Source organism: Mesorhizobium sp. BH1-1-5, from assembly GCF_020165615.1.
GTDB lineage: Bacteria > Pseudomonadota > Alphaproteobacteria > Rhizobiales > Rhizobiaceae > Mesorhizobium.
In genome coordinates this window covers 33,104-47,739 of sequence record NZ_JAIUIM010000028.1, presented here as the reverse complement: position 1 = coordinate 47,739, position 14,636 = coordinate 33,104, and the positions used below count along the sequence as shown (strand labels likewise).

At 64.6% G+C, this 14,636-nt stretch carries 11 protein-coding genes; 5 read left to right on the top strand and 6 right to left on the bottom strand.

All coding sequences use genetic code 11. The features are described 5' to 3' along the window. Nucleotides 1-49: 49 nt before the first annotated feature. Together LB572_RS28300 and LB572_RS28295 are read right to left on the bottom strand one after the other, a co-directional pair. The gene (locus tag LB572_RS28300) at nucleotides 50-637 is read right to left on the bottom strand and encodes a hypothetical protein (protein WP_224670078.1); all 588 of its coding nucleotides are present in this window, start codon (nucleotides 635-637) and stop codon (nucleotides 50-52) included. 44 nt (nucleotides 638-681) lie between these two features. Further along, nucleotides 682-1,290: a TetR/AcrR family transcriptional regulator gene (locus LB572_RS28295; RefSeq protein WP_224670077.1), complete on the bottom strand. Its 609-nt coding sequence runs from the start codon at nucleotides 1,288-1,290 to the stop codon at nucleotides 682-684. A gap of 78 nt (nucleotides 1,291-1,368) precedes the next feature. On the opposite strand from LB572_RS28295, the gene LB572_RS28290 reads away from it, so the two are divergent. Beyond that, nucleotides 1,369-2,652, top strand: coding sequence for an MFS transporter (locus LB572_RS28290; RefSeq protein ID WP_224670076.1), 1,284 nt, complete (start codon nucleotides 1,369-1,371; stop codon nucleotides 2,650-2,652). Between the two features lie 138 nt (nucleotides 2,653-2,790). Next, nucleotides 2,791-4,365, top strand: coding sequence for an alkaline phosphatase D family protein (locus LB572_RS28285; protein WP_224670075.1), 1,575 nt, complete (start codon nucleotides 2,791-2,793; stop codon nucleotides 4,363-4,365). A 207-nt stretch (nucleotides 4,366-4,572) separates the two neighbouring features. Here LB572_RS28285 and LB572_RS28280 read toward each other — a convergent pair whose 3' ends face one another. Next, complete coding sequence (locus LB572_RS28280; RefSeq protein WP_224670074.1) at nucleotides 4,573-4,842, bottom strand: hypothetical protein; 270 nt, start codon at nucleotides 4,840-4,842, stop codon at nucleotides 4,573-4,575. Nucleotides 4,843-5,056: 214 nt separating this feature from the next. Here LB572_RS28280 and typA point away from each other — a divergent pair, with 214 nt between their 5' ends. Next, the gene (gene typA / locus LB572_RS28275) at nucleotides 5,057-6,886 is read left to right on the top strand and encodes a translational GTPase TypA (protein WP_140807251.1); all 1,830 of its coding nucleotides are present in this window, start codon (nucleotides 5,057-5,059) and stop codon (nucleotides 6,884-6,886) included. Nucleotides 6,887-6,937: 51 nt separating this feature from the next. On the opposite strand, the gene LB572_RS28270 is transcribed toward typA, so the two are convergent. After that, a complete protein-coding gene (locus LB572_RS28270; protein ID WP_224670073.1) occupies nucleotides 6,938-7,564 on the bottom strand; it encodes a DUF1062 domain-containing protein in 627 nt (208 codons plus the stop codon). 440 nt (nucleotides 7,565-8,004) lie between these two features. Between LB572_RS28270 and LB572_RS28265 the strand changes: the two genes are divergently transcribed. Continuing rightward, the gene (locus LB572_RS28265; RefSeq protein WP_224670072.1) at nucleotides 8,005-8,619 is read left to right on the top strand and encodes a LysE family translocator; all 615 of its coding nucleotides are present in this window, start codon (nucleotides 8,005-8,007) and stop codon (nucleotides 8,617-8,619) included. A 64-nt stretch (nucleotides 8,620-8,683) separates the two neighbouring features. Here LB572_RS28265 and LB572_RS28260 read toward each other — a convergent pair whose 3' ends face one another. Together LB572_RS28260 and LB572_RS28255 are read right to left on the bottom strand one after the other, a co-directional pair. Next, entirely contained in the window at nucleotides 8,684-9,007 is a 324-nt protein-coding gene (locus LB572_RS28260; protein WP_128257934.1) for a YciI family protein, read from the bottom strand. A gap of 122 nt (nucleotides 9,008-9,129) precedes the next feature. Then, on the bottom strand, nucleotides 9,130-9,693 hold the full coding sequence (locus tag LB572_RS28255; protein WP_224670071.1) for a peroxidase-related enzyme: 564 nt from the start codon (nucleotides 9,691-9,693) through the stop codon (nucleotides 9,130-9,132). Between the two features lie 128 nt (nucleotides 9,694-9,821). Here LB572_RS28255 and LB572_RS28250 point away from each other — a divergent pair, with 128 nt between their 5' ends. Continuing rightward, on the top strand, nucleotides 9,822-14,597 hold the full coding sequence (locus LB572_RS28250; RefSeq protein ID WP_224670070.1) for an NAD-glutamate dehydrogenase: 4,776 nt from the start codon (nucleotides 9,822-9,824) through the stop codon (nucleotides 14,595-14,597). The last annotated feature ends 39 nt before the right edge of the window (nucleotides 14,598-14,636 follow it).

The window sequence follows — 14,636 nt, the reverse complement described above, 5'->3', positions numbered from 1 at the left end:
GCGAATGGGAACCCGATCTGGTGTTGGCCCAATGATTGGCGGGGAGCGGCTAGTTATCCACCCGGCCGAAGGGAGGCACGTCGCCGATCACTTCGCGCTTGTCCTTGCCGCAGACGAAGGTCTTGGCCTTCTCGTCGGCGAGCTTGCGCGCCTGGTCGTTGGCCTGCGGGTTGCCGGTGGCCAAAACCAGTCCGACGGTGCAGCCCTGATGCTCCTCCGGCTGCGCCACCTTGGCGACGATCAGCACGTCGGTCGATTTGTCGTCGTCAGGGTGGCTCACCGAGCGGCGATGGATGGCGGCGAAGGGGATGGCGACATCGCCATTGGTCTCGATCCGCCACTCGACCTTGGGGCCGGAGCCGTTGAAGCCGGTGAAGCTCTCCCAGACAGCGGTCATGTCGTCGGATGGAAAGCCATAATAGACGGACTCGCGCGCGTCGTCATAGCCGATCAGCACAGGGTAGCCGCGATAACCGGAGCAGACCAGGTTCGCCCAGTCGCCGTCATTCTGACCAGCCTGGGCATAGGTCACACAGTCCTTTTTCCAGTCGAGATCGGTGTAGGCGCTGGAAGTGTCGCCGGCGTGAGCCGTTTGGCAGAGACCGGCGAGAGCGAGCGGGATCAGAAGAGCGCGCATGGCTGACAACTCCGTTCGAGTTGCCGGGAGCGTAGCTTCAATTGCTATTTCTTCAAGCTTGCTTCGATCAGGAGGTCGGCGTTGCGGGCCACCGCCGCGGCAGGCCCGCCAAGGCCGAAAAGCTGGCCGCTGATATAGGCGCCTTCGATGAGGAGCAGCAGGCCGTCGCCCAGCGTGTCGGAATCGGCGGCGCCCATCGCGGCGGCCATGGCGCGCAGGCGCCGGCGCAGTTCCTGCTTGTTGTTCTCGCTGACGATGCGAGCCGGATGGCCGCGCTCCGGATACTCGACCGCGGCGTTGGTCATGCCGCAGCCGCGGTAATCCGACTTCTGCGTGCGTTTGCCGACGCGGGTCAGGAAAGCGATGATCTGCGCGCGCGGATTGCCGGGATGCGCGTCGACCGCCTCGTCGAAGCGTTCCCAGAATTCGAGGTCGTATTTGCGCAGATAGGAGGCGGCGAGCTCATCCTTGGAGGGGAAGCTTCGGTAAAGGCTCGGCTTGGTGACGCCGGCGCGCTTGACGATCTCGTCGACGCCGATCGCCCGGATGCCTTCGCGATAAAAAAGGTCGCGCGCCACGTCGAGGATCTTGTCCGCCGCCCTGGGAGCAGGGGCCGCGTTCAACGATGCTTCAATTTTATTGTCCGATGGCATCCAAACAACCTGCTTGACAATGTTACTGACCGGTACGTATGTAGGGTTCCTCCTCATTGCAACGTACCGGTCAGTAACATGATAGCTCAGTCCCGCCCGTTTGGCCAGCACTACGCTTTCGTCGTCGTTGCCGTCATCTTCTTCTGCCTTTTGATCGCTGCCGGGCTTCGCTCGGCACCCTCGGTGATGATGGTGCCGCTGGAAGAAAGCTTCGGCTGGCGCCGCGACGTGACATCCTGGGCCGCCAGCGTCGGCATCCTGCTCTACGGCCTGACCGGCCCCTTCGCCGCTGCGCTGATGGAGCGCATCGGGCTGCGCCGCACACTGCTCGGCGCGCTGGTGGTGATGTCGGGATCGACCGCGCTCAGCCTGTTGATGACCGAGCCCTGGCATCTTTTCCTCACCTGGGGCGTGTTTTCCGGCATCGGCTCCGGCGCGGTGGCGAGCGTGTTGGGAGCCACCATCGTCAACCGCTGGTTCAAGACCAATCGCGGCCTGATGATGGGTCTGATGTCGGCCTCCAGCGCCACCGGCATGCTGGTGTTCCTGCCGCTGATCGCCTCGCTGGCGCAGAACGGCGGCTGGAAGCCGGTGGCGATCGCCGTGGCGATCGCGACGGCGGCCCTGATACCCTTCGTCCTGCTGCTGGTGCCCGAGCGCCCCGCCTCGATCGGCCAGGTGCGCTACGGCGCCGATGCGAACGACGTGCCGCCGGTGTCGCCGGCATCGCAAGGCAATTTCCTGGCGCACACGCTGAACACGCTGCGCCGCGCGGCCGGAACCCGAGTGTTCTGGTATCTGTTCGCCACCTTCTTCGTCTGCGGCTTCACCACCAACGGGCTCGTCGGCACGCATCTCATCGCCTTCTGCGGCGACATGGGCATCGGCGAGGTGCAGGCCGCCGGACTGTTGTCGATGATGGGCATTTTCGACCTGATCGGCACCACGCTGTCCGGCTGGCTCACCGACCGCTTCGATCCGCGCAAGCTGCTCGGCGTCTATTACGCCGTGCGCGGGCTGTCGCTGATCTACCTGCCCTATTCCGGCTTCTCGGCCACCAGCCTGGTCATCTTCGCCGTGCTCTACGGCCTCGACTGGATTGCCACCGTGCCGCCGACGCTCAGGCTCGCCAACGAGGCCTTCGGTGACCGCAGCGGGCCGATCGTGTTCGGCTGGATCGTCGCCGGGCACCAGGTGGGTGCCGCGGCCGCGGCCGCCTTTGGCGGCACGATGCGCGAGCTGCAGGGCAACTACGAGCTCGCCTTCCTGATCGCCGGCATGACCGGCATCGCGGCGGCCTGTATCTCGCTGCTGATCAACACCGACAGGCCGGCTTTCGAGCCGGAGCCGCAGGCGGCCTAAGGCGTGACTTCACCTTCTCCCACAAGGGGAGAAGGGAAGAGCTGTGGTTTGTTATCAAAACTTCATGGTTCCGAAATGCGCCTGAAACATTGAGGCGAGAGCTTGGCGGTCCCGTTCAACGCCATACCGGAGACAGCCATGAACAAGCTCTCGTTGACCCGCCGCGCTTTCGTCACCTCGGCAAGCGCCTTCGGCCTTGTCGGCGCTTCCGGACTGGCTTTGCCTTATTATTCCCGCGCCAACCAGCGCCCCGCCTTCACGCATGGCGTCCAGTCCGGCGACGTCGATGCTACCTCCGGGATGGTGTGGACGCGCACCGACCGTCCGGCGCGTGTGATGTATGAAGTGTCGACCACCGAAAGCTTCGCCAACGCCACCCGGCTGGCTGCGCTCGATACCTCGCCGGCCAGCGACTACACGGTGAAGCGGCTGCTCACCGATCTCGCCTCGGACCAGGACATCTTCTACCGTATGACTGCCGCCGATCTTTCCGACATCAACGCGCTCTCCGAGCCGATCGTCGGCCGCTTCCGCACCGCGCCGTCGTCGAAGCGCGACGTGCGCTTCGCCTGGTCTGGCGACACGGCCGGCCAGGGCTGGGGCATCGACGAGACCGGCATGAAGACCTACTCGACCATCGCCAAGCACACGCCGGACTTCTTCCTGCATTCCGGCGACACCATCTATGCCGACGGCGCCTTGAAGGACGAGGTCGACCTGCCGGGCGGCGGCAAGTGGAAGAACGTCGTCATGCTTGACGGTAAGCGCAAGGTCGCCGAGACGCTCGACGAGTACCGCGACCAGTGGAAGTACAACATGATGGACAAGCATGTGCTTGGCCTCTCCGCCATCTGCCCGACTTTCTACCAGTGGGACGACCACGAGGTGCTCAACAACTGGTCGGATTCGAAAGACCTCACCGCCGACGACCGCTACAAGGAAAAGTCGATCCATGTGCTGGCGGCCCGCGCCGCGCGCGCCTTCCATGAGATGACCACCATCCGCTACGAGCCGTCGGAGCCGGGTCGCGTCTACCGCAAGATCTCACATGGGCCGCTGCTCGACGTGTTCTTCCTCGACATGCGCTCCTATCGCGGCCCCAACGGCCCCAATCTGGATGAAACGCTGACGCCGAAGTCGCGGATGATCGGCGAGGAGCAGTCCAAGTGGCTGAAGCGCGAGTTGGCCAACTCCAGGGCGACCTGGAAGATCATCGCCGCCGACATGCCGCTCAGCCTGGTCGTCTGGGACGACGCGGCGAAGAAGGTCGGCTTCGAGGCCGTCAGCAACAACGACAATGGCGCGCCGAAGGGCCGCGAGCTCGAGTTCGCCGACGTGCTGCGCTTCATCAAGAACGCCGGCATCACCAACACGGTGTGGCTCACCGCCGACGTGCACTACACCGCGGCGCATTACTACAACCCCGACAAGGCGCAGTTCCAGGATTTCAATCCGTTCTGGGAATTCGTCTCCGGCCCGATCCACGCCGGCACGTTCGGCCCCAACGACCTCGACATGACCTTCGGGCCGGAGCTGAAATTCATCAAGGCACCGACCGCCGAGCAGGGCCAGAACCTGCCGCCGTCGGCGGGCCTGCAGTTCTTCGGGCTGGTCGATATTTCCGGCGCGACCGAACAGCTCACCGTGCGGCTGATGGATCGCGACGACAACGAGCTTTACAAGGTGACGCTCGATCCGGTGCGGTCGGCGTAAGGTCGGCGCGAGGCCCCCCTCTGTCCTGCCGGACATCTCCTCCGCAAGGGGGGAGATTGGCAGCTTTGCCGCTGCCGCCCATTCTTCAGCGTTAGAGATTGGCGAAAGCCGATGCGAAATCTGATCTCCCCTCTTGCGGAGGAGATTTCCGGCAGGCCAGAGGGGGTGTGCCGGAACGCCACGCTTGTCGTATTGCTGCCGCGAAGATCAATCCGGGTAGCAGGTCGCGGGGATTTTCGGCCAGACGGCGGTGTCGCAGTTGGCGGCCTTCTGCCGCTGCTTGAAGGAGGCGCTGACCGGACCGGTGACGATCGGGTCGACGCCGTCGGGCGCGTCGGCGAACATCTGCTGCGCGGTCCTGGCGTCGGGTGGCGTCATCGGGTCGGCTTCCCTGAGTGCTGCCGCCGACTGCGCGGCGCCTGCCGCGATGAGCACGCCAAGTGCTGCCCACGCAAGAACCGGACGCAATCTGGACATCTGATCGGTCATAAACATCGAACTGCCCGGCCCCTCAAAGGTTCCGCATTGGTTAACAGAATCATTTCACACCAAGACGTTTAAGAATCAGTGACCATTTATTTGGGGCCGGGCCTCCCCTTTCGCAATTGCGAAAAACCTTGTATGAGCCGCGCAACCGAAAAAGGCGGCGCTTGTTAAGCCTGCTGCCTGCAACGTTCCCGAGACCAGAAAAATGAACCTCCGCAATATCGCGATCATCGCGCACGTCGACCATGGCAAAACCACGCTGGTCGACCAGCTTCTGAAACAGTCCGGCGCCTTCCGCGACAACCAGCGCGTCGCCGAGCGCGCCATGGATTCCAACGACCTCGAAAAAGAACGTGGCATCACCATCCTGGCCAAGGCGACCTCTGTCGACTGGCACGGCACCCGCATCAACATCGTCGACACCCCCGGACACGCCGATTTCGGCGGCGAGGTCGAGCGCATCCTGTCGATGGTGGATTCGGCGATCGTGCTCGTCGACGCCGCCGAAGGCCCGATGCCGCAGACCAAGTTCGTCGTCGGCAAGGCGCTCAAGGTCGGCCTGCGACCGATCGTCGTCATCAACAAGATCGACCGTCCGGACGCCCGTCATATCGAAGTGGTCAACGAGGTGTTCGACCTGTTCGCCGCGCTCGACGCCACCGACGAGCAGCTCGATTTCCCGATCCTCTACGGTTCGGGCCGCGACGGCTGGGTGTCGGAAAACCCCGAAGGCCCTAAGGACCAGCAGCTTGCGCCGCTGTTCGACCTCGTCGTCAAGCATGTGCCGGCGCCGACGGTGCATCCCGGCCCGTTCCGCATGATCGGCACCATCCTCGAGGCCAATCCGTTCCTCGGCCGCATCATCACCGGCCGCATCGAGTCCGGCACGCTGAAGGCCAACCAGGCGGTCAAGGTGTTGCACCATGACGGCACGCAGATCGAGACCGGCCGCGTCTCCAAGATCCTCGCCTTCCGCGGCCTCGAGCGCCAGCCGATCGACGAAGCCCAGGCGGGCGACATCGTCGCCATCGCCGGCCTGTCGAAAGGCACCGTCGCCGACACGTTCTGCGACCTGGCGGTGAGTGAGCCGCTGCATGCGCAGCCGATCGACCCGCCGACCGTGACCATGTCCTTCCTCGTCAATGACAGCCCGCTTGCCGGCACCGAGGGTGACAAGGTGACCAGCCGCGTCATCCGCGACCGCCTGCTGCGCGAGGCAGAAGGCAATGTTGCGCTCAAGATCGAGGAATCGCCCGACAAGGATTCCTTCTTCGTCTCCGGCCGCGGCGAATTGCAGCTAGCGGTGCTGATCGAGACGATGCGCCGCGAGGGTTTCGAGCTCGCCGTGTCGCGTCCGCGCGTTGTCATGCAGAAGGGTGACAACGGCGAATTGCTCGAGCCGGTGGAGGAAGTCGTCATCGACGTCGACGAGGAGCATGCCGGCGTCGTCGTGCAGAAAATGTCGGAGCGCAAGGCCGAGATGGTCGAGCTGCGCCCCTCCGGCGGCAACCGCCAGCGCCTCGTCTTCCACGCGCCGACGCGCGGCCTGATCGGCTACCAGTCGGAACTTTTGACCGACACGCGCGGCACCGCGGTGATGAACCGGCTGTTCTTCGCCTATGAACCCTACAAGGGCGAGCTGCCCGGCCGCACCAATGGCGTCTTGATCTCCAACGAGCAGGGCGAGTCCGTCGCCTACGCCATGTGGAACCTTGAAGACCGCGGCCCGATGATCATCGATCCGGGCGTCAAGGTCTATCAGGGCATGATCATCGGCATCCATAGCCGCGACAACGACCTCGAAGTGAACGTGCTCAAGGGCAAGAAGCTCACCAACATCCGCGCCGCCGGCAAGGACGAGGCGGTGAAGCTGACGCCGCCGATCCGCATGACGCTGGAGCGCGCGCTGGCCTGGATCCAGGACGACGAGCTGGTCGAGGTGACGCCGAAGACCATCCGTCTGCGCAAGCTCTATCTCGATCCGAACGAGCGCAAGCGTTTCGAAAAGGCCGCCAAGGTGATGGGCGCGGCGTAAGTTTTTCGGCGAAGGGTTCAAAAGAGGGGGCAGATGCCTCCTCTTTTCGTTTCAGCGGTATGCAGCCAGCAGGACAGCGTCGCAATCCGCCTCCCCGGCCAGATCGAGGCGTATCGCCAGGCCATCGCGCACAGGCCTGCGCAAGGCCTTGGCGCCGTCGGGTTGGATGGTCAGTCGCCTTCGGTCCTCCAGGGCCTGAAGCCTTGATCGCGAAAGACCGAGCTCGCCGGCAAGCAGGCGGTCCAGCCGCAAAGGCGTCGTGCCCTCGAGTTGGAACTCGAGCGCGAGCGCGGCCGTGCGTCCCGGCTCACTGTCCATCAACTCTTTTCGAACCGTGACATCGGGGAATTCCTCGATCCGTCCGATCCGGCTTCGTAACGCCACCGTATCGAAGGCGTGCCGGCGCACGAATGCCGGGTCGTTGCTTTCGAGCGCCGCAAGCAGCGCCGGCTCGATGTCGCGCCGGTTGCAACGCTCCAGGATCGTGCGGTTCCAGGATTTGTCGCAGTCGACGCAGCGATAGATCAGCCAAACGTCGATGCGCTTGCCGTTGGCGTTGACGCGGAATTTCTCGCCGCATCGATAGGGTTTCACGCCGCCGCAGCGGTTGCAGTTGATGATAGGTCGAGGCGCGATTGCTGGCGCGATCGTCCAGCGGACAGACAAGGTAGAAGACATGCCGGTAGGCCCTTCCCGTCGGGAAGTCCGTCAGGCCGGCAATGTCCGAGGTGCCTTCATGGGCACGGTGTGGCGAGAGACTGTGTTATCCGGAAGTCAGGCGTCGGCGCGGATTACGCGCTGCGGCTCAGCAATGCCAAACCGGTCTCGAACCGCCGCCTGAAGAACGCGTGAACAAATGCAGGGGCAAGCTAAAGATGCGCCTGCGGTGCATTCAGAGGAGTTGGCGAGACCGGCGGTTACTGAGGCAAAGTGATGCTCGAAACGGATGAAGGGTCAGGTCTTCTAGCTAAGGCTCAAGGGGACGACAAGAGCAGTAACCGTAGGCGGCGCCGACTCTGGCAGCTATTGTCTGCTTGGTCAGTCCTTGCACCTTGCGGAGCGTGCCAAATCTGCTCCGATCGAGTATCGTCGGCTCCCATGCTATAGGAAGCACCATCATGCATCTCGCCTCGCTGCTGATCTTCGCCGCCGCTTTGTTCGTCGCCGCCGGCTCGCCCGGACCGTCGATCGCGGCACTCGTGGCGCGGGTGATCTCGAAAGGGTTCCGCGACGTCTTCCCGTTCCTGTTGGCGATGTGGATCGGTGAAGCGATCTGGCTGTCGCTGGCGGTGTTCGGGCTCGCCGTCGTGGCGCAGACCTTCCACTACGCCTTCGTCGTCGTGAAATGGGTTGGCGTCGCCTACCTTGCCTATCTGGCGTTCAAGATGTGGACGGCGCCGGTCGAGGCCAAGGAAGGCGAGATGCCGCGCGAGGATTCAGCCCTGAAACTGTTCTTTGCCGGCATGGCGGTGACGCTCGGCAACCCGAAGATCATGATGTTCTATCTGGCGCTGGTGCCCACCATCATCGATCTTGCCTCGGTCAGCGTTGTCGGTTGGGTCGAGCTGACGGTCACCATGGCGATCGTGCTCGTGGTCATCGACCTCGCCTGGGTGCTGGCCGCGTCGCAGGCGCGCCGGCTCCTGAAGAGCAAGCGCGCCATGAGGATCGCCAACCGGGTCAGTGCCACGACGATGGCGGGCGCAGCCGCGGCGATCGCCGCGCGTTCCTGATGCATCGAAACAAAGGCTTGAAGCGCGTCGACTGAAACCGTTTTCGGCGACGCGCTTTTAAGCGCTACATCATCTCGATGATCGGCGCGATCTCGACGCTGAAGGCAGGGTCCATCAGGATCGGGCAGTCCTTGGCCTTGGCGACGGCGTCATCGATGTCCCTGGCTTCGACGACGGTGTAACCCGCGGTCGGATTGCTGCCGCCATTGTTCTCGATCCTGCCGCTCGGCAGCACCGTCTTTGACATGCCGACCGGATTGCCGCCATCGACGACGGCCGAGCCGAGCTTGTCATACCAGCCGGTCCAGGCATCCATAGCCGCTTTGCGCTCGGCTTCGTCGGTCGGCATCTTGCCGGAGCCGTGATAGACATAGAGAAATTTCGCCATGTTCTCCTCCTTTGTCGGCGGCGTCGAACCGGCATGCGGCCACGCCGCAATCTTGATCATCCAACCAAATGGCGGGATGAGCAACGAAAAATTCGATATTGCTAATATAAGGCCAGCGGCCGCTATCGCGCCATGGCGTGGTATTCGGGGTTTGGCCGCATGTCGACCGCGGCGGCCACCCGGTTCGACATGTTGAAGAAGGCGGCGGTCGAGGCGATGTCCCAGATGTCGCGGTCTGAAAAACCAGCCTGGCGCAGGGCGGCGCGGTCGGCCTCGACGATTTTGGCCGGCTCTTCGGTCAGCTTGACCGCGAATTCGAGCATGGCGCGCTGTCGGTCCGACAGATCGGCGGCGCGGAAATTCATCACCATCATCTCGCCGAGCGCCGGCTCGCCCGACAGCTGGCGCACGGCTGCGCCATGCGCGGTCAGGCAATAGAAGCAGTGGTTGATCGAGGAGACGACCACGGCGATCGTCTCGCGCTCCAGCTTCGACAGGCCGGACTCACCCAGCATCAGATCGTTGTACATGTCGGTGAAGGCGCGCAGCTTCTTCTCGTCGAAGGCGTAGGCGAGGAGCACGTTGGGCACGAGGCCGAGCTTCTCCCGGCATTTGTCGAAATAGGCTTTCGTCGCCTCGCTGAGCTCCGCCTGGACGAGGTCGAGCGCGGTAATCCTGTCGGTCATGGGTCGTTCTCCTTGCAAGGCAACGGCGTCGGCTCGAATTTCTTAATGTGTCGTCAAACCTTTGTCGCGAAACGGCGCTCATCTGCTACGATAGTCGCAAAAGCATACGACGGGAGGCAATAAGCGTCATGGCCAGCGTGAAATCCAAGCCGAAGAAGAAAGCTGCCGCCGCGAAAGCGGACGAGAAACCCGCAAGGCTTGCCGACTATCTGCTCGCACGGGCGCCTGCCGAGGATATCGCGGCCTATGACGTGGCCGACCTCGAACGCGCCGGCGAGCTCGCCGCCAAAGCGGTCGCCAGCCACAGGAAGGGCGAAAGCGTCGTCGCCGTCGAGGCGGGTTCGGGCGTTGCCTGCGAGGGCCGGCCGGTCACGGTCATCACCGTCGTCAACGACAACATGCCGTTCCTGTTCGATTCGATCCTGGGCGAGATCACCGAGATCAGCGGCGAGCCGACGCTGGTCACCCACCCGATCGTCACGGTTCGCCACGGCAAAGCCGGCGTCGTCGAGGTTCTCGGCGATGGCGGCAAGGAGGATGACGAGCGCGACCGGCTGAGCGTCGTCCATGTCCACATCCCGCGGCTGACCGCCGACCAGGCGGCAAGCCTCACCGAGCGGCTGCGCAAGATGCTTTCCCAGGTCCGCGCCGCCGTCGTCGACTGGAAGCGGATGCTCGCCCGCCTCGACCAGGCGATTTCCGAATTCCGCTATTCGGCGGTGCCGCTCGACAAGAAGAGCGTCGCCGAGGCGATCGCCTTCCTCGAATGGCTGCGCGACGACAATTTCACCTTCCTCGGCATGCGCGAGTTCAAATATATCGGCGGCGAGGAAAGCGGCTCGCTGGAGCGCGCCGAAAAACCCGGCATGGGTATCCTGTCGGACCCGGACGTGCTGGTGCTGAGACGCGGCACCGAGGCGGTGACGACGACGCCGGAGATCCGTGCCTTCCTGCATGGGCCGGAGCCGCTGATCGTCACCAAGGCCAACGCCAAGTCGTCGGTGCATCGCCGCATCTATCTCGATTACATCGGCATCAAGACCTACACGTCGAAAGGCGCGCTGGCGGGCGAGCTGCGTATCGTCGGCCTGTTCACCTCGACCGCCTACACGCGCTCGGTGATGAAGATCCCCTATCTGCGCTCGAAGGCCGAGGCCGTGATCTCGAAATCCGGCTTCGATCCGCACGATCATTCCGGCAAGGCCCTGATCAACGTCCTGGAGAGCTATCCGCGCGACGAGCTGTTCCAGGTGCCGGTGCCGATCCTGCGCAAACATGCCCTCGCCATCCTCGGGCTGATCGAGCGGCCACGCGTGCGGGCGCTGGTGCGCGTCGATCAGTTCGACCGCTTCGTCTCGATCATCGTGTTCGTGCCGCGCGACCGCTATGACAGCGTCGTGCGCGAGAAGATCGGCACCTATCTGAAAACCGTGTTCGAGGGCCGGCTGTCGGCCTATTACCCGGCCTTCCCGGAAGGCGGACTGGCGCGCATTCACTTCATCATCGGCCGTTCCGGCGGCAAGACGCCGAAAATCGAGCAGTCGACACTCGAGGCGGCGATCCGCGACATCGTGCGCACCTGGGAGGACGCGCTCTCCGAAGCCGCGGAGGCGGCCGGCAGCGATCCGGCGCTGAAGGCGATCGCGGCGCGGTTCCCCGAAAGCTATCGCGACTCCTTCTCGGCCGCCGTGGCGCTGGCCGATGCCGGGCGCATCGCGAAGATCGGCGCCGACAATCCGATCGCCATCGACTATTACCGCCATGCCGACCAGAAGCCGGAGCAGGCGGCGCTGAAGATCTATCACTTCGGCAGTCCGGTGGCGCTGTCGCGGCGCGTGCCGGTGTTGGAGAATATCGGCTTCCGCGTCATCAGCGAGCGCACTTTCGAGGTCGGCGACGGTCCCGGCGACCGGGTGTTCATCCACGATATGGAGCTGGAGAACAGCTACGGCGCGCGAATAGACCTCGCCGACGGCGGCGCGCTGTTCGAGGACGCGTTTCTCTCGGTATGGCGCGGCGACGTCGACAATGACGGCTATAACGGCCTGGCCCAGACCGCCGGCCTGTGGTCGGGCGAGATCACCATCCTGCGCGCCTATGGCCGCTATTTGCAGCAGGCCGGCATCCCGCAGAGCCAGGATTTCATCGCCGCGGCGCTCAACCGCTACCCGGAGATCGCGCGCGGCCTGCACGCGCTGTTCGTCGCCCGGCTCGGGCCGGCGGCGGAAGGCGACGGAACGGTCGCGGCCAAGCACCTCAAGGCCAAGATCAAGGACGCACTGGAGGAGGTGCCCAACATCGATGACGACACCATCATCCGCCGCTACCTCAACCTCATCGAAGCCTCGCTGCGCACCAATCATTTCGTAGCCGATACGAAAGCGAAGGGGCAGTCGCTGGCGATCAAGCTCGACTCGCAGGCGGTCGAGGGACTGCCGGCGCCGCGGCCATGGCGCGAAATCTTCGTCTACGGCTCCGAGGTCGAGGGCGTGCATCTGCGCTTCGGCCCGGTGGCGCGCGGCGGCCTGCGCTGGTCGGACCGCGCCCAGGACTACCGCACCGAGGTGCTCGGCCTGGTCAAGGCCCAGCAGGTCAAGAACGCCGTCATCGTGCCGGTCGGCGCCAAGGGCGGCTTCTATCCGAAGAAGCTGCCGATGAGCGCCGGGCGCGACGCCATTTTCGAAGCCGGCACCTCGGCCTACAAGAACTTCGTCTCCAGCCTGCTCTCGATCACCGACAATATCGGCGTCGACGGCATCATTCCGCCGGCCGGCGTGGTGCGGCGCGATCCTGACGACCCGTATTTCGTCGTCGCCGCCGACAAGGGCACGGCGACCTTTTCCGACACCGCCAACGCCATTTCCGAGAAGCACCATTTCTGGCTGGACGACGCCTTCGCCAGCGGTGGCTCGGCCGGCTACGACCACAAGAAGATGGGCATCACCGCCAAGGGCGCCTGGGAGGCGGTGAAGCGGCATTTCCGCGAGATCAACCGCGACATCCAGACTTCGCCCTTCACCGTGGTCGGCGTCGGCGACATGTCGGGCGACGTGTTCGGCAACGGCATGCTGTTGTCGCCGCAGACCAGATTGATCGCAGCTTTCGACCATCGCGATATCTTCATCGATCCCGATCCGGACATGGCGGCCTCGATGGCCGAGCGGGTGCGCATGTTCGCGCTTCCGCGCTCGTCCTGGCAGGACTACGACAAGTCGAAACTGTCGGAAGGCGGTATCATCGCCTCGCGCAACCAGAAGTCGATCACGCTGCCGCAGGCGGCGGCGACCGCGATCGGCCTCACCAAGACGACGGCGACGCCGGTCGAGATCCTGAACGCCATCCTCAAGGCGCCGGTCGACCTGCTGTGGTTCGGCGGCATCGGCACCTATGTGCGGGCTTCGGGCGAAAGCAACGCCGATGTCGGCGACCGCGCCAACGACGCGATCCGCGTCACCGCGCTCGACGTGCGCGCCAAGGTCATCGGCGAGGGCGCCAATCTCGGCGTCACGCAGCGGGCGCGCATCGAATTCGGCATGAATGGCGGCCGCTGCAATTCGGACGCCATCGACAATTCGGGCGGCGTCAACTGCTCCGACGTCGAGGTCAACATCAAGATCGCGCTGGCCTCGGCCATGCGCAAAGGCTCGCTGACGAGGCCGGCGCGCAACAAGCTGCTCGCCGAGATGACCGACGAGGTCAGCGTCCTGGTGCTCTCCAACAACTACCAGCAGACGCTGGCGCTGTCGCTGGCGCGCAAGCGCGGACTGGCCGACATCGCGCACCAGGCGCGTTTCATGACGGCGCTGGAGGCGCGTGGCCTGCTCGACAGGGCGGTCGAAACGCTGCCCTCACCGGCGGCACTTGCCGAACGCGAGGCGCGCGGCGAACCGCTGACCAGGGCCGAGCTCGGCGTGCTGCTCGCCTATGCCAAGATCGTGCTGTTCTCCGACATCGTCGCCAGCGACGTGCCGGACGAGCAGCATTTCGACCGCGACCTGATGGGCTATTTCCCGGAACGCATGGCAAAGAAGTTCGCCGGCGAGATCCGCGACCACCGGCTGCGCCGCGAGATCATCGCGCGCGTCGTCGCTAACGACCTGGTCAATCGCGGCGGTCCGTCCTTCGTCAACCGGCTGCAGGAATCCACCGGCCGCACCGCGGCCGATGTCGTGCGCACCTTCGCCATGGTCCGCGACGGCTTCGCGCTGCCCGCGCTCTACAAGGAGATCGACGCGCTCGACAACCAGATCGACGGCCAGATCCAGCTCGATCTCTACCAGGCGATTAGCCGGCTTATCTTTGTGACCAGCGGCTGGTACTTGAAGAACGAAGCGGGTTCCGCGCCTCTGGGACAGCGCATCGCCGAGTTGCAGGAAGCCCGCAAGGCGCTCGAGCCGAAGCTGACGTCGCTGCTGCCGGCCTTCTCGCGTGAGCGCATCGAGGAGCGGCGGCATGGCCTGTTCAAGGGCGGCGCGCCGGAAAAGCTCGCCGAGCAGCTCGCTTTGGCCGAGGTGGCCGAGCTGATCCCGGACGTCGCGCTCACCGCGCGCACGGCCAATGCCGACATCGTCAGCGCCGCCAAGGCCTTCTTCGCGGTCAGCGATGCCTTCCGCATCCCGCGCGTCGAGGAAGCGGCGCGCTCGATCATGCCGCCCGACTATTACGACCAGCTGGCGCTGTCGCGCGCCACCGACACGATCGGCGTGGCGCGTCGCGGCATCGCGGTGGCGGCGCTCACCGCGCACGGCACGGCGGCGGATCCGGTCGCGGCCTGGCTGGAGGCCGGCGGCGAGCGCGTCGCGCGCATCCGCGAGCGGCTGCAGGCGCTGACCGATGGCGGCGACATCACCGTGTCGCGGCTCTCGGTGGCGTCGGGCTTGATGAGCGACCTGACGGGGATGTGAACAAGGCTGGTTCCTCGCCCCACGCAGTGGGGAGAGGTG

What these genes read in the sequence shown, in the direction of transcription:
- LB572_RS28300 (WP_224670078.1), bottom strand. Translation starts at nt 637, where the DNA reads ATGCGCGCTCTTCTGATCCCGCTCGCTCTCGCCGGTCTCTGCCAAACG.
- LB572_RS28295 (WP_224670077.1), bottom strand. Translation starts at nt 1,290, where the DNA reads ATGCCATCGGACAATAAAATTGAAGCATCGTTGAACGCGGCCCCTGCT.
- LB572_RS28290 (WP_224670076.1), top strand. Translation starts at nt 1,369, where the DNA reads ATGATAGCTCAGTCCCGCCCGTTTGGCCAGCACTACGCTTTCGTCGTC.
- LB572_RS28285 (WP_224670075.1), top strand. Translation starts at nt 2,791, where the DNA reads ATGAACAAGCTCTCGTTGACCCGCCGCGCTTTCGTCACCTCGGCAAGC.
- LB572_RS28280 (WP_224670074.1), bottom strand. Translation starts at nt 4,842, where the DNA reads ATGTCCAGATTGCGTCCGGTTCTTGCGTGGGCAGCACTTGGCGTGCTC.
- typA (WP_140807251.1), top strand. Translation starts at nt 5,057, where the DNA reads ATGAACCTCCGCAATATCGCGATCATCGCGCACGTCGACCATGGCAAA.
- LB572_RS28270 (WP_224670073.1), bottom strand. Translation starts at nt 7,564, where the DNA reads ATGTCTTCTACCTTGTCTGTCCGCTGGACGATCGCGCCAGCAATCGCG.
- LB572_RS28265 (WP_224670072.1), top strand. Translation starts at nt 8,005, where the DNA reads ATGCATCTCGCCTCGCTGCTGATCTTCGCCGCCGCTTTGTTCGTCGCC.
- LB572_RS28260 (WP_128257934.1), bottom strand. Translation starts at nt 9,007, where the DNA reads ATGGCGAAATTTCTCTATGTCTATCACGGCTCCGGCAAGATGCCGACC.
- LB572_RS28255 (WP_224670071.1), bottom strand. Translation starts at nt 9,693, where the DNA reads ATGACCGACAGGATTACCGCGCTCGACCTCGTCCAGGCGGAGCTCAGC.
- LB572_RS28250 (WP_224670070.1), top strand. Translation starts at nt 9,822, where the DNA reads ATGGCCAGCGTGAAATCCAAGCCGAAGAAGAAAGCTGCCGCCGCGAAA.